Origin of the sequence: Methanopyrus sp. SNP6, assembly GCF_002201895.1 — an archaeon.
GTDB lineage: Archaea > JAADCQ01 > Methanopyri > Methanopyrales > Methanopyraceae > Methanopyrus.
Genome location: NZ_CP019436.1, coordinates 615,371 through 637,598, shown reverse-complemented (window position 1 = coordinate 637,598; position 22,228 = coordinate 615,371). Strand labels below are relative to the sequence as shown.

The 22,228-nt window shown below is 56.4% G+C and carries 29 protein-coding genes; 19 read left to right on the top strand and 10 right to left on the bottom strand.

The annotated features are described in order from the left end of the window. The first annotated feature begins 1 nt into the window (after position 1). From rrp4 to BW921_RS03510, 9 genes are read left to right on the top strand one after another with little or no spacing between them, the layout of a single operon-like run. Entirely contained in the window at positions 2-721 is a 720-nt protein-coding gene (rrp4, locus tag BW921_RS03550; protein ID WP_148688601.1) for an exosome complex RNA-binding protein Rrp4, read from the top strand. Positions 722-729: 8 nt separating this feature from the next. Beyond that, a complete protein-coding gene (gene rrp41 / locus BW921_RS03545) occupies positions 730-1,449 on the top strand; it encodes an exosome complex exonuclease Rrp41 (protein WP_088335554.1) in 720 nt (239 codons plus the stop codon). A 1-nt stretch (position 1,450) separates the two neighbouring features. Next, on the top strand, positions 1,451-2,254 hold the full coding sequence (gene rrp42, locus BW921_RS03540; RefSeq protein ID WP_148688600.1) for an exosome complex protein Rrp42: 804 nt from the start codon (positions 1,451-1,453) through the stop codon (positions 2,252-2,254). Between the two features lie 55 nt (positions 2,255-2,309). Then, the gene (locus BW921_RS03535; protein WP_011018749.1) at positions 2,310-2,579 is read left to right on the top strand and encodes a 50S ribosomal protein L37ae; all 270 of its coding nucleotides are present in this window, start codon (positions 2,310-2,312) and stop codon (positions 2,577-2,579) included. Positions 2,580-2,581: 2 nt separating this feature from the next. Beyond that, positions 2,582-2,737 carry a DNA-directed RNA polymerase subunit P gene (locus BW921_RS03530; RefSeq protein ID WP_088335552.1) on the top strand — a complete coding sequence of 52 codons (156 nt, stop codon included), beginning with the start codon at positions 2,582-2,584 and terminating at the stop codon, positions 2,735-2,737. Beyond that, positions 2,734-3,312, top strand: coding sequence for a hypothetical protein (locus tag BW921_RS03525; RefSeq protein ID WP_168168714.1), 579 nt, complete (start codon positions 2,734-2,736; stop codon positions 3,310-3,312). Before BW921_RS03530 ends, BW921_RS03525 begins: the two co-directional genes overlap by 4 nt. Before the next feature lie 15 nt (positions 3,313-3,327). Then, positions 3,328-3,579, top strand: coding sequence for a KEOPS complex subunit Pcc1 (locus BW921_RS03520; protein WP_088335550.1), 252 nt, complete (start codon positions 3,328-3,330; stop codon positions 3,577-3,579). Next, entirely contained in the window at positions 3,580-3,942 is a 363-nt protein-coding gene (locus BW921_RS03515) for a prefoldin subunit beta (protein WP_148688598.1), read from the top strand. Beyond that, positions 3,939-4,187 carry a DUF3194 domain-containing protein gene (locus BW921_RS03510; protein ID WP_148688597.1) on the top strand — a complete coding sequence of 83 codons (249 nt, stop codon included), beginning with the start codon at positions 3,939-3,941 and terminating at the stop codon, positions 4,185-4,187. Before BW921_RS03515 ends, BW921_RS03510 begins: the two co-directional genes overlap by 4 nt. Here the strand turns inward: BW921_RS03510 and BW921_RS03505 are convergent. Beyond that, complete coding sequence (locus BW921_RS03505) at positions 4,168-4,608, bottom strand: hypothetical protein (RefSeq protein WP_148688596.1); 441 nt, start codon at positions 4,606-4,608, stop codon at positions 4,168-4,170. The two genes, BW921_RS03510 and BW921_RS03505, sit on opposite strands and share 20 nt — an antisense overlap. 28 nt (positions 4,609-4,636) lie before the next feature. Further along, positions 4,637-5,845, bottom strand: coding sequence for a redox-regulated ATPase YchF (locus BW921_RS03500; protein ID WP_148688595.1), 1,209 nt, complete (start codon positions 5,843-5,845; stop codon positions 4,637-4,639). Between the two features lie 24 nt (positions 5,846-5,869). On the opposite strand from BW921_RS03500, the gene BW921_RS03495 reads away from it, so the two are divergent. Continuing rightward, positions 5,870-6,940, top strand: a complete 1,071-nt coding sequence (locus BW921_RS03495) for a glycosyltransferase (protein ID WP_168168713.1) — start codon at positions 5,870-5,872, stop codon at positions 6,938-6,940. 519 nt (positions 6,941-7,459) lie between these two features. On the opposite strand, the gene BW921_RS03490 is transcribed toward BW921_RS03495, so the two are convergent. From BW921_RS03490 to BW921_RS03475, 4 genes are all read right to left on the bottom strand, one after another. After that, on the bottom strand, positions 7,460-8,431 hold the full coding sequence (locus BW921_RS03490) for an RsmB/NOP family class I SAM-dependent RNA methyltransferase (RefSeq protein WP_210400495.1): 972 nt from the start codon (positions 8,429-8,431) through the stop codon (positions 7,460-7,462). 456 nt (positions 8,432-8,887) lie between these two features. After that, the gene (locus BW921_RS03485; protein ID WP_148688592.1) at positions 8,888-9,307 is read right to left on the bottom strand and encodes a hypothetical protein; all 420 of its coding nucleotides are present in this window, start codon (positions 9,305-9,307) and stop codon (positions 8,888-8,890) included. Between the two features lie 24 nt (positions 9,308-9,331). Continuing rightward, a complete protein-coding gene (locus BW921_RS03480) occupies positions 9,332-9,691 on the bottom strand; it encodes a roadblock/LC7 domain-containing protein (protein WP_168168712.1) in 360 nt (119 codons plus the stop codon). A gap of 96 nt (positions 9,692-9,787) precedes the next feature. Beyond that, on the bottom strand, positions 9,788-11,095 hold the full coding sequence (locus BW921_RS03475) for an adenosylhomocysteinase (protein ID WP_148688590.1): 1,308 nt from the start codon (positions 11,093-11,095) through the stop codon (positions 9,788-9,790). Between the two features lie 179 nt (positions 11,096-11,274). On the opposite strand from BW921_RS03475, the gene BW921_RS03470 reads away from it, so the two are divergent. After that, positions 11,275-12,612 (top strand): hypothetical protein, encoded by a 1,338-nt coding sequence (locus BW921_RS03470; RefSeq protein WP_210400493.1) that lies wholly within the window; start codon positions 11,275-11,277, stop codon positions 12,610-12,612. Then, positions 12,573-13,118, top strand: coding sequence for a hypothetical protein (locus BW921_RS03465; protein ID WP_148688588.1), 546 nt, complete (start codon positions 12,573-12,575; stop codon positions 13,116-13,118). The genes BW921_RS03470 and BW921_RS03465 overlap by 40 nt, the downstream gene beginning before the upstream one ends. Here BW921_RS03465 and BW921_RS03460 read toward each other — a convergent pair. Next, on the bottom strand, positions 13,105-14,403 hold the full coding sequence (locus tag BW921_RS03460) for an amidohydrolase (protein ID WP_236953774.1): 1,299 nt from the start codon (positions 14,401-14,403) through the stop codon (positions 13,105-13,107). The two genes, BW921_RS03465 and BW921_RS03460, sit on opposite strands and share 14 nt — an antisense overlap. A 55-nt stretch (positions 14,404-14,458) precedes the next feature. On the opposite strand from BW921_RS03460, the gene hisG reads away from it, so the two are divergent. Beyond that, on the top strand, positions 14,459-15,307 hold the full coding sequence (hisG, locus tag BW921_RS03455) for an ATP phosphoribosyltransferase (RefSeq protein WP_088336475.1): 849 nt from the start codon (positions 14,459-14,461) through the stop codon (positions 15,305-15,307). On the opposite strand, the gene hisA is transcribed toward hisG, so the two are convergent. Continuing rightward, on the bottom strand, positions 15,304-16,032 hold the full coding sequence (gene hisA / locus BW921_RS03450; RefSeq protein ID WP_148688586.1) for a 1-(5-phosphoribosyl)-5-[(5-phosphoribosylamino)methylideneamino]imidazole-4-carboxamide isomerase: 729 nt from the start codon (positions 16,030-16,032) through the stop codon (positions 15,304-15,306). The two genes, hisG and hisA, sit on opposite strands and share 4 nt — an antisense overlap. A gap of 13 nt (positions 16,033-16,045) precedes the next feature. Then, the gene (gene guaA, locus BW921_RS03445; protein WP_148688585.1) at positions 16,046-16,990 is read right to left on the bottom strand and encodes a glutamine-hydrolyzing GMP synthase; all 945 of its coding nucleotides are present in this window, start codon (positions 16,988-16,990) and stop codon (positions 16,046-16,048) included. Positions 16,991-17,020: 30 nt separating this feature from the next. On the opposite strand from guaA, the gene BW921_RS03440 reads away from it, so the two are divergent. The 6 genes from BW921_RS03440 (at position 17,021) to BW921_RS03415 (ending at position 21,361) form a co-directional block, all read left to right on the top strand. After that, positions 17,021-18,016 (top strand): hypothetical protein, encoded by a 996-nt coding sequence (locus BW921_RS03440; protein ID WP_148688584.1) that lies wholly within the window; start codon positions 17,021-17,023, stop codon positions 18,014-18,016. After that, the gene (gene ribC, locus BW921_RS03435; RefSeq protein ID WP_148688583.1) at positions 18,013-18,486 is read left to right on the top strand and encodes a riboflavin synthase; all 474 of its coding nucleotides are present in this window, start codon (positions 18,013-18,015) and stop codon (positions 18,484-18,486) included. Before BW921_RS03440 ends, ribC begins: the two co-directional genes overlap by 4 nt. A gap of 244 nt (positions 18,487-18,730) precedes the next feature. Further along, positions 18,731-19,363, top strand: coding sequence for an aminopeptidase (locus BW921_RS03430; RefSeq protein WP_148688582.1), 633 nt, complete (start codon positions 18,731-18,733; stop codon positions 19,361-19,363). After that, positions 19,347-19,607 carry a hypothetical protein gene (locus BW921_RS03425; protein WP_148688581.1) on the top strand — a complete coding sequence of 87 codons (261 nt, stop codon included), beginning with the start codon at positions 19,347-19,349 and terminating at the stop codon, positions 19,605-19,607. The genes BW921_RS03430 and BW921_RS03425 overlap by 17 nt, the downstream gene beginning before the upstream one ends. Positions 19,608-19,673: 66 nt before the next feature. Then, positions 19,674-19,979, top strand: coding sequence for an Asp-tRNA(Asn) amidotransferase subunit GatC (gatC, locus tag BW921_RS03420; protein WP_148688580.1), 306 nt, complete (start codon positions 19,674-19,676; stop codon positions 19,977-19,979). A gap of 239 nt (positions 19,980-20,218) precedes the next feature. Beyond that, positions 20,219-21,361, top strand: coding sequence for a methanogenesis marker 16 metalloprotein (locus BW921_RS03415; RefSeq protein ID WP_148688579.1), 1,143 nt, complete (start codon positions 20,219-20,221; stop codon positions 21,359-21,361). Positions 21,362-21,687: 326 nt separating this feature from the next. Here BW921_RS03415 and larC read toward each other — a convergent pair whose 3' ends face one another. Then, positions 21,688-22,218 carry a nickel insertion protein gene (gene larC / locus BW921_RS03410; protein ID WP_148688578.1) on the bottom strand — a complete coding sequence of 177 codons (531 nt, stop codon included), beginning with the start codon at positions 22,216-22,218 and terminating at the stop codon, positions 21,688-21,690. Between the last annotated feature and the right edge of the window lie 10 nt (positions 22,219-22,228).

The following is a 22,228-nucleotide window of genomic DNA, read 5'->3' as shown; positions in this document are numbered from 1 at the left end:
CGTGCCCGAGTTCGAGCTGTACGTCGAGGACCGTCAGGTCGTCACTCCCGGTGAGTTGTTGGCTAGAGGACAGGTGATCGCGAGCGAGGGGACGTACACCAGAGGGGACGAAGTCTACTCTAAAGTCACCGGGCTCGTCGACATCGACGGCCGTAGGATCAGAGTGATACCGCTGGCCGGCCCATACAGGCCCTCTCCGGGCGATCTCGTCGTTGGGATCGTGGAGGAGGTGAAGTTCTCAAGCTGGCTCATCGACGTTCGTGCGCCTCTTCCGGCGATACTTCACGTGTCGAACGCTCTTGATGAAGAAGTCGATCTCATTGAAACCGACCTTTCCAGGTACTACCGTCCGGGAGATGTCATAACGGCTGTCGTTCGAGAGGTGGACCCGGTACAACGCGTGGAACTGTCTCTACTAGAAGACGATGCTCCGACGAGGCTCGGTCGACTTCAGGGTGGTCGGGTCGTAGAGATAGATCCCGTGAAGGTCCCCAGGGTTATCGGACGTAAAGGTTCCATGATCAGGGTGATCAAGCGCGTTCTCGGCTGTGACATCATCGTGGGTGCCAATGGGCGGATATACGTGCGTGCTCGGGAGGAACCGAAGAAAGAACGAGAGCTCCTCGCCGTACGAGCTATCCGCGAGATCGAGCGTCGATCGCATCTCCGTGGTCTTACCGACTGGTTGAAAGCGAATCTAAAACGACTCTCACGGTGGTGATCTGTAAAATGGAGGAGAGGCCAGAGCGGTTGATCTCGGAGGACGGCCTGAGGCTGGACGGTCGCAAACCCGATGAGATGCGTCCGCTGAAGATTCAAGCCGGAGTACTGAAGCGGGCTGATGGCTCGGCTTACTTGGAGTTAGGTGCCAACAAGATAGTAGCCGCGGTATACGGGCCCCGAGAGCTCCATCCCAGGCATAAGCAGAAACCTGACCGTGCTGTCGTCAGGTTCCGGTACAACATGGCCCCGTTTTCTGTGGACGAAAGGAAGCAGCCTGGTCCGGACAGACGATCTATCGAGATCTCCAAGCTGTCTAAGGAGGCCCTGGAGCCGGCAATCTTCACCGAATACTATCCGCGAACGGCCATCGACATATTCGTCGAGGTCCTTCAGGCAGACGCGGGGACACGGTGTGCCGGTATCAGTGCGGCTTCAGTCGCCTTAGCGGATGCTGGGATCGAGATGCGCGATCTGGTGGCGGCGTGTGCGGCTGGGAAAGTCGAAGGGAAAGTAGTGCTGGATCCCATGTACTACGAAGACGGATACGGGGAAGCTGACGTCCCGCTCGCCATGATGCCGAAAGAGGGCAAGATCACGCTGCTCCAAATGGACGGTGATATGACACCTGAAGAGTTCAAACAGGCGGTGAAGCTGGCCAAGAAAGGGTGCAAGATAGTGTACAAAGAGCAGCGCAGGGCGTTGAAGGAGAAATACGGGGGAGACTGACGTGGACCTAGACCTGCTGGCCCGTATCAAACGTCATGAGGTACTTGCCGCTATAAAGGCCGGAGAAAGGATCGACGGGCGTGATTTCGAAGAGTTTCGTCCTATCGAGGTGCGTGCTGGAGTCATCTCCAAAGCGAACGGGTCGGCCTTGGTCCGCCTCGGGAACACCCAGCTGGTCGTCGGTGTGAAGCTGGAAGTGGGTCGCCCTTACCCCGATTCACCTAACGAAGGTGCCTTGGCGGTCAACGCGGAACTCGTCCCGCTCGCCGATCCATCTTTCGAACCAGGTCCTCCAGATGAAAACGCGATCGAGCTCTCTCGTGTCGTGGATAGGGGAATCCGTGAGTCCGAGATGATAGACCTTAAGGAGCTCTGTATAAAGGAAGGTGAGCACTGCTGGGTGACTTTCGTAGACATCCACATACTGGACCACGACGGGAACTTGTTCGACGCCTCCATGATCGGTTCGGTTTCCGCACTCTCCATCACCGAGGTACCGAAAGCCAAAGTCATGGACGACGAGGTTAAAGTTATAGAGGAAAACACCGAACCGCTCGCTATCAACGACTTTCCCATCTCCGTTACTATCGCTAGAGTTGGTGAGTACTTGCTCGTCGACCCCTGTCTCGAGGAAGAGATCATCATGGACACCAGGCTAACGGTAACCGTCACTGAAAGTGGAGAAGTCTGCGCGGTTCAGAAGGGAGAGTTTGGGGATCTTCCTGAACATCTACTGGAGGACGCCATTGACTTAGCCACAAAGAAGGCGGAAGAAGTCCGACGTACCGTCAAGGCTCAACTGTAATCAACTCCCCAAACCTTATATCGGTCAAAGGGCCTGCGCGCGGGGGTGCGGAACGGTGGGTCGCACGAAGAAGGTCGGTCCAGCGGGACGTTTCGGACCCAGGTACGGAATGCGGATCCGACGTCGTGTCGCGGAGATCGAATCGGTCCAGCGACAGAAACACGAGTGTCCCGTATGTCACAAGCGGGCCGTGAAGAGGGTTGGTACCGGTATTTGGAGGTGCACTAAGTGCGGTGCGGAGTTTACAGGAGGAGCCTACTATCCCGAGACTGAAGCCCAGAGGATCGTCAGGCGCGCTATTCGGAAGGCGTTGGAGGAGAAGTGACCATGTACGAGGAAGAGAAGTACGAGTACATCTGCATGAGGTGTGGTAAGAAGGTCAGGTTGGACATCAACGAAGATCCCATTCGCTGTACCCATTGTGGCTTCAGACTGGTAATGAAACCCCGGCACCCCGTGCCCAGGAGGTACACAGCTCGTTGAGACAGGCTGCCATCACCACCTCACAGCGCCCCGCTCGCCGCACGCGCTCGCTGTGTCGTGACCTGGAGTGCGCACTACCCGATGCTACTTACATCCTGAGGGGTACGAAGAACCTCCGGGACACCGTACTGGAAGCATTAGAATCCGGCGCTGAAGTCCTTTTCTACGTGACGGAAGCCAAAGGTAACCCCGCCCAACTCCATGTGATAGACCTAGGGGAGATTCCACCCAGGTTACGACTATCGTTCTGGCTAGGTGGTGTCAAGCTACAGCGTGAGCTCTTCGGGAATAGAGTTGATCTTCCTGGCAATATGGTGATCACGACGTCGAAACGTCCAGTTTCCGGTCACATGAAGGTCGCGGAGTCGCTGTCCGAAGTTCTCGGAGTAGAATTCGTACCCCGAGTGGGTTCCTTGGAGGACGTACTCGAGGAGGCCCTAGCCGACGTGCTGTTGGTAGTCGAAGGCCATCCCCGTCACTTAGGAACCCTAACCTTTTACCGTCGCACCGAGAAGGTCGGCCCGTCCCTGTTCTATCGGGATTTCCGCACCAAGAACGAGAGGATGAAACTATAACACGAGGGTGGAACCATGCACACGCTTCGATGTAATGCCGAGCTCGAATCGGAACGAGTCGCCAGAGTAATCCACGAATCGGTGTTACCGGACGTTAAACTCATGCCGGCACGGCGATCACGGGTGGACATCGACCGCCTCGGTAACAACATACAAATAGAGATCCGAGCGGAAGACGTGTCGGCACTCCGAGCATCAGTCTCAGGAGTGTTCCGTCTCCTCGCACTCTCAGAGCGGGTCATCACGACGGTTCTGGGGGACGTGTAAATGGCTCAGAATATGGAGCAGCAGGTAGCTCAGCTCCAGCAGCTTCAGCAGCAGTTGAGTTCTATCGTCGCGCAAAAGCAGCAGCTGGAGCTGCAGCTTAGGGAGATCGAAAGGGCCCTTAAGGAACTCGACGAAATCGAAGAAGGTACCAAGATATACAAAACTGTTGGTGGCTTGCTAATAGAAGCTGACCGTGATGAGGTGAAGGGAGAGCTCGAGGACAGAAAGGAAACACTGGAGCTAAGAGTAAAAACACTGGAGAAGCAGGAAAAACGTCTCCAGCAGCAGATCGAGAACCTCCAGGAGAGGCTCCAGAAAGCCCTTCAGCAGGCTGAGGGAGGTGGCGGGGCCGGAGCGGCCTGAAGCTCGAAGACATAGAACGCATTCACGAAGTAGCCCTCCAGGAGCTCTATCGCAGGATTCCAAAGCGTGACTTGGAGGACGTTGACGTAACGGTGACGGTGGACGGCAAGTCCGTGGAAGTAGACGTTAAAGTTGAGGTACACCCGCTGAGCGAACTCCCCGATGAGGAAATTAAAGAGGCAGTTGAGCGCGCGGCGGAAGCCGCCATTAAGGAGGCCGACAGGATCATGCTGCGGGAACCTTGACGAGTGCTTCTTTCCTCTTCCTCTTCGCGATACTGTACGCGCCTAACGCCGATGCGGCCAGGATGCCCATGAGCATAGTAACGTTCGCGTTATTCTTTTTCTCCACAGGGTTCGGTTCGCGGAGGTTGACCACGCGGTTCTCCTTCCTCTCATCCGTCTTCTCCGACTTTGTTATCTCGGGGGTCTCAGGACCACCAGATGCTGGGGTCGTGGTTGTGACTTCATTTTCTTGTTTTGGGGTTGAGGGATGTACAGCTTCGCTGGGAGGTACGTTGCTAGTCTCGACCATTTGCCCTTCGGTTTTCACTTCCTCCTGAGCGGGTTGCTCTGAAGTACTAGAATACCCAGCGGAGGGTGTGGGTTCCGCGAGTGCTGGAGTAAGAGGGAGCGATAGTAGTAATACCAGTACGAGGATTCTCAAAGCGCGCTCACCCCCCTTAGGGGTGGGGTCAGGATGTCTGAATCTTGACAACGTCTCCATGTTCCAACTCGTGATCTTCACCAACCACCTCACGACTCCCGTCGGGCTTCACTAAGATGGCTCTATTAAAACTCTCTCCGATTTCGGTGTGGATGTTATAGGCCAATTCGCGTACCGTAGTACCCTCCGGGAGGAGCAGTGCATCCGGTAGCACCTTGCCTTCGGAGTCCGATAACCTGTTCTCGTTCTCTACCGGGTACACGACGATCATCCTAGCCACATCGAATACAGCCCGATTCAGGGCCTCCTGCACCCCGGTGGAACCCCAACGTTTCAAAACTTTCTCCCGGATGAATTCGAGCGCCTGGAGTTGTTCGTCGCTCAGCTTTTCTTCTTCCAATATCTCGAAATCTGAATCTCCCGGCAGGTAACGGATTAACCCCTGGTCGGCCGCTCGCCTGAGCGCTAGTTCCGCCTCGGCGCATGTGGGAACCACCGGGTATTCGACTTCCTCTTCTAACCTCTTCAAGTTCTCTTCGGCGCGCTCGACGTCGATCTTGTTAGCGGCGATGACCATCGGCTTGTTGACACGTCGTACTTCCCGAGCGAACCGTCGGATGTCCTTGTCCGACCATTTCGTGAGGTCGCTCGGTACCTCCGCCCTTTCCATGGCACTTTCGACGTCCGGTGCCGACACTCCGATGCCCGCCAACCGTTCCTTGAGGACTTCCGTCGTCGGGATCTTCTCCAGGCTCGCGCGCTTGACAGTTCGGCCCCAGTCTCTCCGTAGTATATCCGCTATCCATTCGTCCAGCTCGCGCTCCAGGAATTTCACGTCCTCGGTAGGTTCCCTAGTGCCTGGATCGCACGGACGACCTTCCTCGTCCGTGGACCCCGAAACGTCTACGACATGTATCAGTACAGAGGCCTGTCTGAGATCATCTAGGAACTTGTTTCCGAGTCCTCTTCCCTCGTGGGCGCCAGGAACTAGTCCCGCGACATCGATCAGCTCCACGGGTACGAACCTATTACCATCGATGCACAAGGAGTTCCGAGGCTGGCACTTCACACCGAACGCTTTACAGGGGCACTCCGTTCGGACGTGGGCGACACCTTGGTTCGGGTCGACGGTAGTGAACGGATAATCTGCGGTTTCCACGGATGACAGTGTGGCAGCCGCGAAGAACGTGCTCTTACCCACGTTCGGCTTGCCTACTATTCCTACATGCACTCCCAACCGGTAGTCCCCGGGGGAACGCCCGTGCACGTGTTAATAGCTTCAGGGGATGGTGGACATCTCACGAGGGCACTCGCCCTTGCCGAGGAGTTATCCGACCGAGGACATGACGTGACTTTCGCCGTCAATGAAGACTCTGATCAGGCAGTAGAACGGCTCAAGAAGGCAGGCTTCGAAGGGTACATAGGCCTGCCGAGACCCAGAAGGATAAACGATACCATCTGGAGGGCCGCTCTGGGCGGGCTGAAGAATTACCTAGCGGCTTCCAAAGCACTCCGTGATGTGCAGCCCGACCTGGTTCTGTCCACGGGGTCCGGTGTGGCTATCGGACCTATGCTCGCAGGGAAGTTCAAGCGATTGCCTGTGGCACACTACGAGCCGACCGACGTGGTCTCCGTCTCAGGTAAGGTAGCGAAGTTGTGCGCCGACGTCATCGGAGTCTGGGACGAGGATATGGCCGAGTACTACGGCGACCGAGCTGTTAACGTCGGTATCGTGTTGCCCCGGAGCTTCGAGGAGGCCGATCCGGAAGAGGCACGGGAGAATTACGGCCTGGGAGGGAGAGTACTCGTGTGGACTACGGGTTCGGCCGGCTACGGACCCGCCTTGAAGGGACTAGTCAAGTGTGCTGAGCATGGACTACTGAGGGACTGGGAAGTGGTTGTGAACACGGGGAACGCCATGGATCCTGAGCGCCTAAGACGAGAGCTGGATGGACTGTGCTCCGGGATTGTGGCGAGGCGTTTCTTCCACGATTTTCCGGCTCTATTGAAGGCCGCCGACCTCGTCGTGTGCTTAGGGGGAGCCACTCCCGTGGAAGCCGCCGCGTTGGGCAAGCCGGTAGTGGTTTTGCCTAGAAGAGACGTGCTCAGAGACCACCAATACGTTACCGCCAAAAAATTGGAGAAACGCGGTGTCGCGGTGGCGGCCGAAGACGCTTCTAACCCCGAAGAGGTCGTAAAAGCCGTGAGTCGAGCCCTGAGCATCGATTACGAGGACCTGAAGCGTATGGGGGAGAAAGGTAGAGAGCTCTTCGGTGGCAACGCTCGGGAACAGTTCATCGACCTCTGCGAGGAACTTGTCGAGTCGGGATGAGGAGGTCCCCGCTATCCGAACGTGTGAGGAACTCTCCCTTTGCCGACCGACCTACACCTCAGTGACAGAGAACAGCCTCTCTAACTCCTCTGTCAGCTCCCACCTCGCTTTCCCGCCTACGACCTTGATTTGGACTACGCCCACGTCGTACTTGCCCTCCACCGCAGTCCTCGTCCCTGAAAGTCGAAGTGGAAGGACTTCACGCCGTTCTCATGTGCTCGCTCGAACAAGTTCAACTTAAGGACGGTTGCAGAAGAAGTTGCAGCCTGTCTTCACCTACCTTCAAGGACGTAATCGAATCCTTCACAGCTGATCCATGCGCAAACTCTCTTACTGTACTGTTTCGAATACCTTCTTCCTTCCCCATTCCCCAAACTCGAGCCGTCTTCATACGGTACAGAGTCACCTGACGGACAGAAACATCGTTCAGCAAGCTTCCACTCGGACTCCTCCAGTACTACCAACGCTCTCCCCGATGACGAAGGAATCCCTTGGTGAGTTTGGATGATCGATGGGGCCTTAGCTGAGGGGTTTCCGTAATCTAGCGATGAAGAAAATCTCCATGCCGTGTCTGTGAGGGTATAGCCGGGCGCACGCCCGTCGCACCTTCGGCTCGACCCCCGGCACGCGTAGTCCCCTGTCCGCCCACCTTACGTCTACGGGCTCCGGCTCCAGTCCGTGTTCATCCACGGCGTATTGTACTATCAGCTCGTTTTCTTCGGGTGAGAACGTACACGTAGAGTAGACTAGCACCCCACCCGGTCTTAACACCTCTACGACCGCGTCGATCAAGCGGCGTTGTAACCTAGCACACGTGGCGATATCCTCCGGATCGCGGCTTGTCTTCCTAGAAGGATCTTTGTGAATGGTTCCCTCCCCGGTGCACGGCGCGTCGAGAAGAATCCGATCGAACTCCCAGTCGGTGCTCGGTAAGTCGAGGGCGTTCATCCGAAGGGCCACCGCGTTGGCGACACCGCATCTGGCCAGGTTGCTCTTCAACGCCCGCACACGGTTCGGATCCACGTCGATGGCTACCAACGTGCCTTCATTATCCATGAGTTGGGCCAGATGGGTGGTCTTTCCACCAGGAGCTGCACACGCGTCGAGCACTCGATCTCCAGGTTCCGGGTTCAACACGACCGGAGGCAGCATGGAAGCGGCGTCCTGGGGCACGTAGTACCCCATCATGTACTCTAAGGTAGCGCCGATGGAAATAGGCGGGTCGTTGAGGATCCAGAACCCTACATCCACGGGCTCTGGGCAGCGCTTCAGCTCGAACCCCCGCTTCTCTTCCAAGATGCGTCGGAGTCCTTCTGGGTTCACCAGAATGGTATTTGCTCGAATGGCCGGACGGATGTCTTCCATGTGTTCCAGAAGTTTCTCGGTTTCAGATCGTCCTAAGAGAGCCAGATACCTAGCTATCATGTAGGGTCGGACGCCGTAACGTTCCGCCAACTCGTGACATCTATCGTCGATTTCGGGTAGGAACACCTCAGCGTTTGAACACGATCTCGATTTCACAGGACTCGTCCGGTTCGACTTTATGCACTCCCCCATGAGAGTCCTGGAAACAGCACTCCATAAGGATCGTGCATGGCAGCACCATTAGTTCCTCGTCTTCTACTACCATCGGTAAGATTTTAGTGCACCATTTTCTGTAAGGACACTCATTTACTGTACATGATATAACATTATCGGATTTCGATCTAAATTCTATCGACATATACCCGTCAATATCGACTTTTGATTCGCCATTCTCGACGGCGATATCGACGCCTTTTCGCAGTTTTTCGATTACCTGCTCTATACGATTTTTAGCCGCTAATGTTTCCATTATCTTACTCGAGACAATGCTTAAGTGGAAATGTGTTACTGAACCGTCATTCTCTTTAATCACTCTATTAAGAGTTGACATTATTGCAATTGTATGTTCGATGCTAGCAGTGCTCATGTCCTCACCCTCTTAGCTTTAATTATGCACTCTGAACTGTTATCGAACTCAACGTGAATAGGTAATGTTTCAGATATAGCATCGATAATGATTGCTACTGGACAGATTCTTTGCCCCATTTCTTCCTGAAGTTCACAGATAGATTTCCAGCTACAGCTTTCAACTCGAATAGTAACTTTACCGTCCTCATTATCTATCTCATACCTCGTACCTCCCCGTGACTGTACGGATCCAGGAGGTAAGTGCAATGTCTCCTTGAGCTCGTCCAAGAACTCCTTGGGGATCTCCTCTACCCCGTCTTCGAGTAGACTTCTCACTACTAGTGCGATCGTGTGAGGGGTTTCACCGAGCTCTTTGAGTGCCGACAACGATGCAGCTAGTAGGACCTCGTTCACGTCTTCGATCTCGATAGCCACCACTTACCCCCCAGTGATGTACCCTCAAAGCAGCTCTTCGACGCTTCTTCCTCTGTACTCTTCTTCAAGCTCCTGAAGAATTAGCTTAACAATTCCAGTGGGGACTTCGTTGCTATCGTACAACAGTCCAACGATGAGCCCGCCCTCGACCTCTTTCAGTGCTAGGGAATGGCCGCACACGGCGATGATTTCCATTTCCTCTTCGGACTCACCAATCAATCTGTTCATTACGTTCTTGAGCCTCATAACGGCGGTCGCCGCCAGAGCTGCACTCTCCTCGGGATCTATGTCGGTGTCGTGCGCCGCGTCGACAACGAATCCGTCCTCGGTGGCAACGAACGCACAGAGAACGCCGTGTTCCTTGACGACATCGTCTAGTTCCATCACGTCCACTCCCCGTTATCCTGTTGAAAAGGCACGCTCCGGGAGACCCCGTTGATCGTCGGTAAAATAACCTTTCGGATCCTTATCATCGGCAGGTTACGTACCTTCTTCCCAGCTCTCCATGTACTCGCGCTGTTCCGGTGTCAGTTCCTCTAATTCGACCCCCATGGACTTCAACTTCAGTTCGGCGACGCGCTTGTCAACGTCTTTCGGTACCTTGTACACTCCGGGCTCCATACCCTCCCCTTCTTTCGCCAACACCTCGACGGAAAGCGCTTGGAGCGCGAAGCTGATGTCCATGATCTCGATCGGGTGTCCCTCTCCGGCCGCCAGGTTCACCAGTCTTCCCTCTGCGATCAGGTAAACCCTCTTGCCGTTTGGCATCCGATATTCGGTGACCAGGCCGCCCCTGCGGTCGATCTTTTCCTCGCAATGTTCCTCTAGATACTCCTTGTCGATCTCCACGTCGAAGTGACCTGCGTTGGCTAAAATGACGCCGTCCTTCATCTTTTCGATGTGTTCGCCACGGATCACGTCCCGGTTTCCGGTAGCGGTGATGAAGATGTCGCCCTCCTCGGCAGCTCGGTCCATCGGCATCACTCGGAATCCGTCGAAGATAGCCTCCATGGCCTTAATCGGATCTACCTCCACTACTATGACGTTGGCTCCCAAGCCCCGCGCTCGACGCGCGATGCCGCGGCCGCACCACCCGTACCCGACTACCACTACGGTCTTGCCAGCGAGGAGGATGTTGGTGGCTCGCATCAACCCGTCCAGTGCGCTCTGTCCGGTCCCGTAACGGTTGTCCATAAGGTATTTCGTCTTAGCGTTGTTCACGGCGATGACCGGGAACTTTAGGATGCCCTCCCTATGCATCACGTGCAGTCTGTTAACGCCCGTTGTTGTTTCCTCGGTGGCCCCGATCACGCGCTCCGTTAGGTCCGGGAACTCGGTGTGCACACGCGCAATACAGTCTGCACCGTCGTCGACTATGATGTCGGGCTCGTGGGAGAGCACCCGGTCGATGTTCTGATAGTACTCTTTCTCCGTCTCCCCACGCCAGGCGTATACGTGCACTCCTTCCCTCACGAGTGCCGCCGCGACCTCATCCTTCGTCGAAAGAGGGTTGCATCCGGTGATGGCTACCTCGGCGCCACCGGCCATCAACGTCTCGACCAGAACGGCCGTCTTGGCCTCGAGATGTAGGGTCATTCCCACGGTTATACCTTCGAGTGGTCGTTCTTCTTCGAACCGCTCGCGGATAGCTTCTAACACTGGCATGTGGTCTCGGGCCCACTCAATCATGTCTCGACCCTTCGGAGCTAGGGAAGGGTCTCGAATCGCGTACTCACCCTCCTTAACTACGACCAACGTCGAGCATCCCCCGAAAATGGTAATGGGCATGATCGAGTGTTTCTTACGCCGGCCCCCGGCGGGGGGAGGCGGGAGTCTCCCGGCGGTGATCCCCGTGGTCACGTTCCCGGCACATCGGTTCCCGTCACGCCCGTGAGTGGCCGTAGTGCCGTCGATGACCGGGTGGCCTGGCCGCCGGGTACACCTTTATCGTATCAGGGGGTGAAATGGTGCGTCGTGTGGTGATGGTGCTCACGATGGCTTTTACGGCACTTACTGGGGCCTGTTCGATACAATATGGTGAGCTAGTGGAGACATATCAAGTTACTTTGGGTAATAAAGTGTATGAGGTTCCGGTCGAATATTATGTTTGGAAGAATGGCGATGGCCACTTTGTGTGGGTGTCTTTGGGTGTTCATCCACTGGAATATCAAGCTCATAAATGCATGTTTGAAGCCGTGAAATGGTTTGTATATAACTCTGGTGAGTTTAAGGGAACTCTCGTAGTCTCGTGGATTAAGATTCCGACGGAGTACTATCAATCCGGAAGTGAAGAGGAGAAGTACCTAGTATCACGTGATCTCGGACAGCTTACTTTTTACAACCACGTGCTACCTTACGTGCTACATCCCGAGGAGCTTGGGAGAAAGGTCGGTGTGCCTATCACAGGGAAACCTGAACTCTTCCTTGACGTTCACGCGCATCGGCCGAGCTGGGGAGTGTCAGAGTTCATCCTAATCCCAGCCGGCCCGATCCACGGGAACGACAACCCCGAGTCCTTCCAACGGGCGCTTCAGATCTGTGAGGTACTAGCTGGAGTGATCGGTGCGAGGGTCGACACACAACAGACCGGAACGTCTCCACCATGGGTCACCGCCCCAGTCGCCAAGCACGGGATTCCGGCCGCAACTTTCGAGGACGGTTACTACTACATCGGGCGAGAGCTTCCTCCGAATTACGATAACTATCGGACCGAACTGGACAAAGCCTTCCTAGAAGCCCTGTACCTCTACGCTCTCGAAGGAGGTAAAGTCCCACCGACTCCGGAGGGATACCGTAAGCTTGCCCGATGGTACGCGATGGCTGCCGAGACCTGGGGTCGCACTGTTGAATACCTGAGCAAATCCGCAGAGACCCATCCAGAGTACCGATCGGAGCTCGAGAGGCTCGCGGAGATCGCTGCTAAAATTCGTGACCTCCTGACGGAGATGTCCGAAGAGTGCAAGCGCGTCGCGAAGCTGCTGGAGCTGGGTCAGCGGGATGAAGCGGCACGGTTGGTAGACTCGGAGTTGATACCAGAGTACGAGGAAGTAACACGCCTTTATGATGAATATATAAATGGTACGAAGCGGATTCCTGTAAGGATATCTGACGTGTTCGCGTCGGAGGAGCATGGGTCCGGGGATTACATCGAGGTCTTCGGTGTCAAGCTTCCGGTGTCACTCGCCGTGATAATAGCCGGAGCTGGCACAATCGCCGCGGTGATAACGTTCAAAGTCCCGGTGAACCCTATGGTGGGGTTGATAGCTTGCGGCGCACTGCTGTGGTTCTCGCGGCGCTGGTCCTGATGGCGATAAGCGCAACTCAGGCGCAGACACTACCACCACCACCGCCGTCTATCCCTTCCGGCGGGACCGGAGGGGGATCTTCGCCTTCCGTAGGCCAAACGCCCCCTCCGCCCGCCTCACACCCCTCGCCGGCCGGCTCCGCCGGCGTAGGGGGAGGACACGGCGGAGGGGGCGCTAAGGGAGGAGGACATGGCGAACAAGATCACGGAAGTACGACCCACGGAAGTACGACCGGTGGGCATGCCGGTGGAGGCGGGAGCGAGGAAGGGAAGAAGGTAAGCGAGAAGGGCGAAGAAGAGAAGAGAAGTGGCGAAGGAACAGTGGCTGAAAAGGTAAGAACGGCGACTGAAAAGATAAAAAAGAAGATTGGGAAACTAAGGGAAGAGATAAAGAAGAAACTTAAGAAGCTGTCGCCAAAGTCCGTCGCATGGGCGTTGGTGGCACTTTTGGTAGCAGTGCTGGCGGGAGCGGCGATTTACTTAGGAGTTAGACTCATGAGGAAGTGAGTTGCTCTGCACACTCTGTGGAGTTCTCCAGTATTTCCTGCTCGTCTGCTCTGACGAGTCTTCTATTCTTAACTACGAGTTCCCCAGCCACGAATACATGCTTCACATCTGATCCTGAGACTGAGTACACAATGTTTGAAATTTGGTTGTGATTGGGATTTAATCTGGGAGAGCTGCCGTCTAGAACTACTAGGTCTGCTGCGTAACCCTCTTCGATGTCCCCTATCTTCTCGCTCGAGAAGACCGTACCTGCCCTCACAGTCGCCATCTTCATGATCTCCAACATCTCCGTGGCCGATGGATCCATCTTGTTCACTTTATGTAACAGGGCTGCTACTTTGATTTCCTCCAACATATCGAGGTTGTTGTTGCTCGCACACCCATCTGTACCTATAGTGACGTTAACACCTCTTTCGAGCATTTCAGGTACGGGGCTGATACCGGAAGCTAACTTCATATTACTGATCGGATTGTGTGAAACAACCACTCCTCTCTTCGATAATATTTCAATTTCTTTATCATTGAGCCACACGCAGTGAGCGGCTATAACGTCGTCGTCGAGCAGTCCTATTTCATCCAGGTACTCTACAGGTCGCTTCCCGTACTCCCGTTTCACTTCTTCCACTTCGTCCTTGGTCTCGGCTACGTGAATCTGAATTTTAACTCCCCACTCATCAGCTAAGCGCCGGACCTCCTTGAGCAACTCCTCAGAGCATGTGTAGGGGGAATGCGGTCCTAGCGAGAACTCGATGATTCCTTCCATCCCGTGGCACTTGCGGTACACGCGTTCCGACTCTTTCAGCTCCTCCTCCCGCTTGTCCTCCTCGCCGAGGTCTATCATGCCATGGGAGATAACCGCGCGGATGCCGACCTCGGCGTAGGCTTCGGCTACGGTGTCCATGAAGAAATACATATCTACGAGGCAGGTAGTGCCGGACTTGAGGGCCTCCATAGCCGCGAGCGCCGCTCCCCATCGGCACTTTTCGGCGTCGAGGCGCTCTTCCAGCGGCCATATTTCCTCCCTCAACCACTTCATCAGTGGCATATCATCGGCGACACCTCGAAACAGCGTCATGGGACCGTGTGTGTGAGTGTTGATCAAACCCGGCATGATAACGTCCTTCTCTTCGAGCTCTATTTCGTCCTCCCAGTCTTCACACTCTTCGAGCTGTTCTCGTGTGCCTACGAATGAAATTCGACCGTCTTCGATCAGAATTCCTGCGTCTTCAATCACACGCTCCGGAGTTACCGCGACGCCTCCTAGTATCGCGAGCCTCAAGTCCACGGTCCCCGAGTACCGTTATATCCTGCGACTGGGACGTCGATGGAGGGCGCAAGTGATAACCGTAGCGGTACCCAACAAGGGACGCCTACATGAGCCGGCACTTAAGCTCCTCGAGCGCGCTGGAATCGGCGTAGAGGAGCCTCTGGGACGCCGTCTCAAGGCCAGAACCACGGACCCCGATATCGAGGTTATGTTCGTCAGGGCTGCGGATATCCCTCGGTTAGTGGAAGAGGGGGTGGCGCAACTCGGGATCACCGGATACGACCTCATAGTAGAGGCTGGAGTGGAGGTAAAGGAGCTGCTCGATCTACGGTTCGGTCAGGCGCGGCTGGTGCTCGCAGTACCCGAAGAGTCGGATGTGAAGTCACCGGAAGACCTCGACGGTGGTACCGTCGCCACGGAGTTCCCAAACATCGCCCGGCAGTACTTCGAGGATATCGGCGTGGACGTGGAGATCATTCAAGTGTCGGGAGCCACCGAAATCATGCCGAGAATAGGAGTCGCGGACGCGATCGTGGACTTGTGTAGCACGGGGACTACGCTCAAGGTCAACAGGCTTCGTGTTGTCGACGAACTGCTGGAGACCTCCGCACGATTGATCGCCAATCCCGACGCGACGGACGGTGAGGTGATCCAGAGAGTTTACTTATCGCTGAAGGGTGTGCTCAACGCCGATGGAAAGTGCCTCGTCATGATGAACGTGCCTCGAGAACGGTTAGAAGAGTTCCACGAGCTGTTGCCTGGCGTTACCGGTCCTACAGTGTCGGAGATATACGGGGACGAGGACATGGTCGACGTTTACGCGGTAGTGAACGAGGAGGACGTGTCGAAGGTAGTACTCAAGGCTAAGGAGTTAGGTGCGGAGGGTATTATCGTCCTTCCTATCGAGAGGATGATACCCTAGTCTTCCTCCATGAGATCGAGTAGCGCCACGGGATCGATGTCCCCATGGTACAGGGCGGTCCCGATCACTACTCCGTACGCTCCGGCTTCCTTGGCCCGCTTCACGTCCTTGATCGAACCTATTCCACCGGCGTACAACACCGGGAGATTCGTGGTGCTGGTCGACTTCTCTACGACTTTTTCGTCAATACCTATCTCCTTGCCCTCGACGTGCACCGCGGTGGTCAGGTACCCGTCAGCAACTTCGTTGAAGCGTTTTATGGCGTCCTCCAGGGTGATTCCTGCGTCCTCCTTCCACCCGCCGACTAACACCTCGTGGTTCTCGTTGACGTCCAGTGCCACGAACACCTCGATACCGTGATCATGACACACGTCGACGATCTTCAAGAAATCATCCTCATCGGTGAACGCCACGGTTCCCACTATCAGACGGTCGGCACCCAGCTCGATGAGCTCTTCCGCGCGTTCGGTGGAACGGATCCCGCCACCCACCTGAACATTGGCGTCGACCTCCTCACAGATCCGCTCGATAATATTCGAGTTATCCCCTTCACCGCGTGCCGCGTCGATGTCCACCACGTGAATCCAGGGGAAGAACTCGGACCACTGGTGCGCGGTTTCCACCGGGTCATCGGACTCGAACGTCCTACGCTCCGGATCTCCTTCGACGAGCTGCACACACTTACCTTCGACTACATCGACCGATGGGATGACGACGAAAGCCAACGCGCGTCCCCCCTCACTCGAACTCGATAGTTGCTGGCGGTTTAGGAGTTACGTCGAACAAAACCCTGGTTACCTCAGGTACCTCACTGGTGATCCGGTCCTGGATATTGCGTAGGACTTCCCACGGAACCTCTGGTACGTCCGCTATCATCGCGTCGATCGATTCGACGATCCGAACGGCGATGACCCATCCGTAGTCCCGCTCGTCACCCTTCACACCGGTGGCCTTGCAGTCCAGGAGTGCGGCGAAGGCCTGCCACGGCTTCGACATCTTCCCCTCTTCGACAGCTTTCTCGACCTCTTCTTCCACGATAGCGTTCGCTTCACGCACGATCTCGACCTTCTCAGGCGTTACCTCACCAAGCACTCGGACTGCGAGACCGGGGCCGGGGAATGGCATACGCTCCACGATTTCATCTGGTATTCCCAGGTAGCGAGCAACCTTCCTCACCTCGTCCTTGTATAGGTCCCGAAGTGGCTCCACGACGTCGAGGTTCAGCTTTTCGGGCAGTCCACCGACGTTGTGGTGAGACTTGATTCCACGCTCGGACTCGATGATATCAGGTGCGATCGTACCCTGAACGAGCACTTCGGCTTCTTCTTCCTTCGCTATCCGCTCGAATATTTCGATGAATTTCTCCCCGATGATTTTCCTCTTCTTCTCTGGATCGGTAACTCCTCGAAGTGCCTCGAAGAACTCGTCCGCGGCTTCGACGAACTTGAGGTTCAAACCCAGTTCTTCTTCCAGTAACTCGCGGATGCGTTCCGGCTCGCCCTTGCGCATGAAACCGTGATCGACGAACACGCACACCAGGTGGCTCCCGATGGCCCGATGCGTTAAAACTGCGGCGGTGGTGCTATCGACGCCGCCGGATACGGCAATGATAGCTTTCCTATCCCCTATCTCCTGGCGTAGTTCTTCGACAGCCTCTTCGACGAACTTTTCCGGGTCGAACATGATACACACCCCGAGTAGGTGGTGCGGCCGTTGGAGGGGATCCGCAACCAAGTTGAACGCGTTCTCGATCCGAGAGAGGGAGCGTGCGGTATCGCACACGCTACCCTGGAAATCCTATCGTGGTCGGGATACCGAGTGGAGTGCATCGAGGAGCGGCTGGGTGTGAGAGCTCGCCTTATCGGTCCGGACGAGTCGGTGACCGAAGGTCGCGACGTCACTTGGGCACCGGCGATACTCGAATCTCTGATAAAATCTGGGGTCTACCCGGAAGGGTGGGAGGAAAGGCTCTCTAAGGTCCTCACTCCGGAGCGTGACATGAGACGACTGGCGCGTGTATTCGGCTATGGGAGGGTGCTGACGGTCGACAAGGTTGCATCTCGAATCGTCCTCGGTGGAGGAGGTACTATACTCGTCCGACGCCACGATCTCGGCTCTGAGGTGGAGATACACTACGACGGTTCGAAATCGGAATACGTTTCCTACTGTCCAGCCTGCGCACTGGCCTTGGCGGCGGTACGGCATCCCCGAGTATACCGTGAGCTAAAGCGTGAGCTCGCCGACGTTCCCAACACGGGTAAAATGAAGGCCGATGACGGTGTCGTGAATCGTGTGAGAGTCCGCTTCGGAATAGCTTTCGCGAGCCTTAGGCTGGCGAACCGAAGTGTCACCAACCGAGGGTGCTGTGTGGCTTACGCGATCGTCCGGGCTGAGTTGAAGGCCGGATACGGGTCGGAACGCTCTAAGCGATTGCTCCGAGCCTACTGTGACGAATGTCCCTTGAAGCATTGTTGGATTGGTAAGCCCATAAGCGCACTTGGAAACGTGGTGCTCCAGCGTCTGACCGAAATAGAGGGTGGCGTCCAGCTCAGGGTGAAGGAGTATCCGGAAATAATCACTCCCTCGGGCTCGGGCAGAGGGACTCTCTGCGCGCTGAGTGCCTGCGCAAACGCCGTCCTGCGCCTCGACGCTTCCAAGGTCCTCAAACCCGACCCCTCTCAGCCCGAAGCTTGGGGTGATGACCGGTGACCAGATATAAAGTCGGACTGGCGGACACGACCTTCGCCCGAGTTGACATGGCCTCAGTCGCGGAGAAGGTCTTGAAGGAGTACCTACCCGGGGTCGAGACTCCCAGGTACACGGTACCTGGGATAAAGGATCTGCCGGTGGCTTGCAAGCGACTGATCGAGGAGGAAGATTGCGATTTGGTCATGGCCTTCGGTATGCCCGGCCCCACCGAGATCGACAAACAGTGCGCGATGGTCGCCTCTATGGGGTTAATACTGGCACAACTACTCACCAACACGCATATCATCGAAGTGTTCGTACACGAGGATGAGGCGGAGGATGAACGGGAGCTCCACGAGCTGGCGGTGAAGAGGGCGGAAGAACACGCGCTTAACGTCGTGAAGATGCTCGAAAAGCCGGAGGCGTTGACCCGGGAGGCGGGTATGGGGTGCCGTGAGGGACATCCTGACGTGGGCCCGGCTCGCCTGTGAGGTGGGTAATGTGGTCGTTTAGCTTTCCTTTCACGCTTACAGTCAGTCGGACTACCTGTTCGAGAGACGCAACCTGTAGTTCGGAGAAACCGTATCGTCTCAACTTCTGGTCCTCCGACAACACGTGAGATGGAGCCGTTGTAACACCCCATCCGCAAATCGCGACGCCGTTCGTACCTTCCTTCACCGGTCCGGGGCTACGTGTCCGAAGTTTCCAGAGCGTGACGTCACGCGGGTGGTCGGTTTGGGCTGGGCTGAACGGGTCGTTCGAGAGTGCTTAGGGCTCTCTGAGGGCGAGCGTTTCCTCGTGCTGACCGATCCCGGGATGGAGGAACTAGGTCGCGAACTGTTCGAAGCCGCTGAAGGGACAGACCGAGCGCTAGTCATCATCGATCCCAGGGAAACCCACGGCGAGGAGCCCCCAGACCACGTCGCGGCAATGATGAGGAGCTCCAACGCGGTCGCTGCCGTCACCTCTTGGTCGATATCTCACACGGAGGCCCGGCGACGGACCTGCGAAGCCGGGGCTAGGGTGGCATCGATGCCCGGCCTCACTCGTGATACCGCGGAACGTGCCATTGACGTCGATTATAAGCGGCTGAGGAGTTTGTCTCGAGGACTCGCTGAACGCCTCACTGAAGCCTCCGAAGCCCGTCTGGTGACTCCTGCGGGCGAGCTCGTGATAGACATCAGCGGACGGGAGGCACTGGCGGACGACGGGAACCTGCGGGACCCAGGGGAATTCGGTAACCTTCCGGCTGGAGAGGCTTTCGTAGCCCCGATCGAAGGGTCGGCGGAAGGGCACGTTCAAATCGACGGCAGCGTGGCGCCTGATGGAATTCTCGACGAGCCTATAAAGCTTGACTATAAAGCTTGAGATCTCGAATGGTCGGATGGTCGAAGCCTCGCATGAAGATCTCGAATTCGTTCGGCTGATCCGCCGGATCGAGAACGGAGAAATGTTGTGCGAGCTGGGAGTGGGCACCAATCCCGGGGCGAAGCTGTGTGGGGTGGTACTGGAAGACGAGAAGGTCTACGGGACCGTCCACATAGGGTTTGGGGGACAACAGCACGTTTGGCGGGCGGGTAAGCTCACGGGTGCATCTCGATGCGGTTATTAAGGAGTTCGAGCTTTACCTGGACGACGAACTCGTCGCGCGGTCCGGAGAGTTGCTGGGGGTCTCGTTATGAAGGGAAGGGAGCTTGAGCAACTCCTCGAGGTCGATACGTACCTGTCTCTGGCTTCCGAGCGTGATGACGTCGATGTTTTGGATATCCTAAGGGAAACTATGGAGTTGCTGGAAGAGTTCGCGGAACGATTAGAAGACGTTGACGCGGAGGATGAGACGTGGACAACTTCCGAGAGGACGCGTAAGTTCCGTGAAGATGACAATCCGAGGCGTGATCGTGAATTCAAGAAGAAAATACTCAAGAACGCACCCAAGTCCGACGATGGGTACGTGGTAGCGGAGCGCGCCCACTGGCTCCGCTAGACCTTCGATCGTTACCGTCATACCTACGTCGCTTCGTTACGACGATACCGGTGCAGTTCAGTTAACGTGACGCCGTTTCTATCCTCCACTATACCCTTTTACCTCCGTCATCATCTTACTTCACGGCGTGAAAAAACTACACGTGCCGTAAAGGGTTTGCTAAGCCGTTAGTGGGGCTAAGGCTGCCCGGTAACGTTAGTACAGAATATTTGGGGCTCAGTGGATGCGGGGGATCGGGTGTGCCTACCGTGGTACGTATCGACGAGTTCTGGGACATGACCGAAGGTGAACGTCGATCCGTCGATGCCGTCACTTGCGCCACTGTCGGATTGATGAGTGGAGTTTATGGGATTTTGTCTTTTCGCATCACTGAACCCGGTGAGGTGCGTCGATTCGAGGAAGCATACCTAGAGGGTATAAGAGTACCCGTGGGCCCGTGCCCTAACGAGCGCCTCGGACTCATCGAGTGTCTGGTCCCGGCTACAGCTCATGGAGACGTTTCTGGGGCGCACCTACTCCGCACGATAGCGGAGGGTAAAGAGTTCGACGTCGTCGCCGTATCGGACGACGGTCGTGAGTATGAGGTAACAGTCGGCCTAGATGAGCTTGAACGCGCGATGATCGCGTCTACCCGTGCGTGCTTCCGTAACTACTCCGCGATATTCAACGATGGCGAACGACCCGCGTCGACTATCTTCGCACCGAGACCTCTGGAACCCGGGGAGGCATCCTTCAGCGGGTGCGGAGGTTACAACCCTCTGGAACACGATCCGGACCTCCGCCTCCATCGACCCGGCCGACGTGTACTGTTCTGTGGGGCTCCCGGGGTCATCACTGGAAGAGGTACCCGCAGCACCCGGGAACGCCCTAACTTAACACTTCACGCGGATCTCACCGAGTGTGACCCTACGTTCATGGGCGAGTATAGGACATCCGCGGGACCGGAGAATATCGCGGGTGTCGCGTCAGTGATAGCGGTTACCGAGGAAACGCTTCCGCTTTTGGAGCGTGATCACTCCGACGCCGCCCTACCGATCGCTAGGCTCTCCGACAGAACACCAGTAGAGGAGGCCACGTACGCCGATACGTGGATCCAAGAGACCATCCATTGGAACCCGGATCGCTGTGAGAACTGTGACCCTTGCCGACTCGAGGAGAAGTGCCCGTATCCGTACGGTGACCTCCGGACCGGTGACTGTTTCCATTGTGGATACTGTCACGAGTTCTGCCCGGCGGTCGAGGTCGATCTAGGGGAACTCGAAGTCGAAGGGAGAAGGCTCCAGATCATCGTTCGTGAATCCTCGGCGTATCTCGCGAAGAAACTGATGGAGAGAGCGATCGAAGCCGTCGAAGAGGAGAAGATCGACATCCTCCGCCCCTGAAGCGGACGGGCTCCTTCTCTACGCTGTTGGTCCTCCGTGGCGTTCGAGCGAGATCTTCAAATCTTACGCCATCGTCGGTAGTTTAGCCGATGAAGACTCTTGCCCGAACCTGACACGTGATGATTGCGGCGCCGACGGAGGCCTTTCACGCTAACTTCCCTCAAGGGACGGGCGCTAGGTGGCCGAAGCCGATCCGATGAGCGTCCGCTACGGACCCCCGGTACAAGTCGGCGGGGCCCCCTCGACGCCGCGAGGCGCCGGGATGAGAGGGGGCCCCACGGTCCGGGGATACTTTTTCATACCGTTATGCCACTGGGTCTGGACACTTACCGAACTTTAATCTCGCGATCCTTGAGGTCGACCCAACCCCCGACCCTCGCGGCGGCCTCTACCATGGCCTTCACCTCGCGCGGTGGGATCCCCGTCTCCTCACCTATCTCACGACACTCGTCGAACTCCGCTTTCACCGTGACGACTTCTCCTTCCTCTGTCTCCGCGATCTTGACGCTGACCCTCCATTCACGCTCGCCGTATACCACCCGGACGTCCTCGAACCTGGAAGGTACGGAGTACACACCATCGGCATCGAACCTGTCGACACCCGTTGACCCAGTTAACACCATGATGTCACGGGCGACGTCCTCCGCTACCCGGTCGGGATTCTCACCACCGTCCACTAAAACCACCAGGACGTGTCCGGGCCGGTTCTTCTTCGTCACACACGGGACCGCGTGACACGCGAGTACTTCCTCGCGCTCGATCAGTTTTTGAATCGCGTCGCCCAGCACCTCGCCGTCCCGATCGTCCAATACCGTAACCAGTAACATCAAGTGTGAAGGCTCGTAGTCCAACCCCATTCAGGTTGCC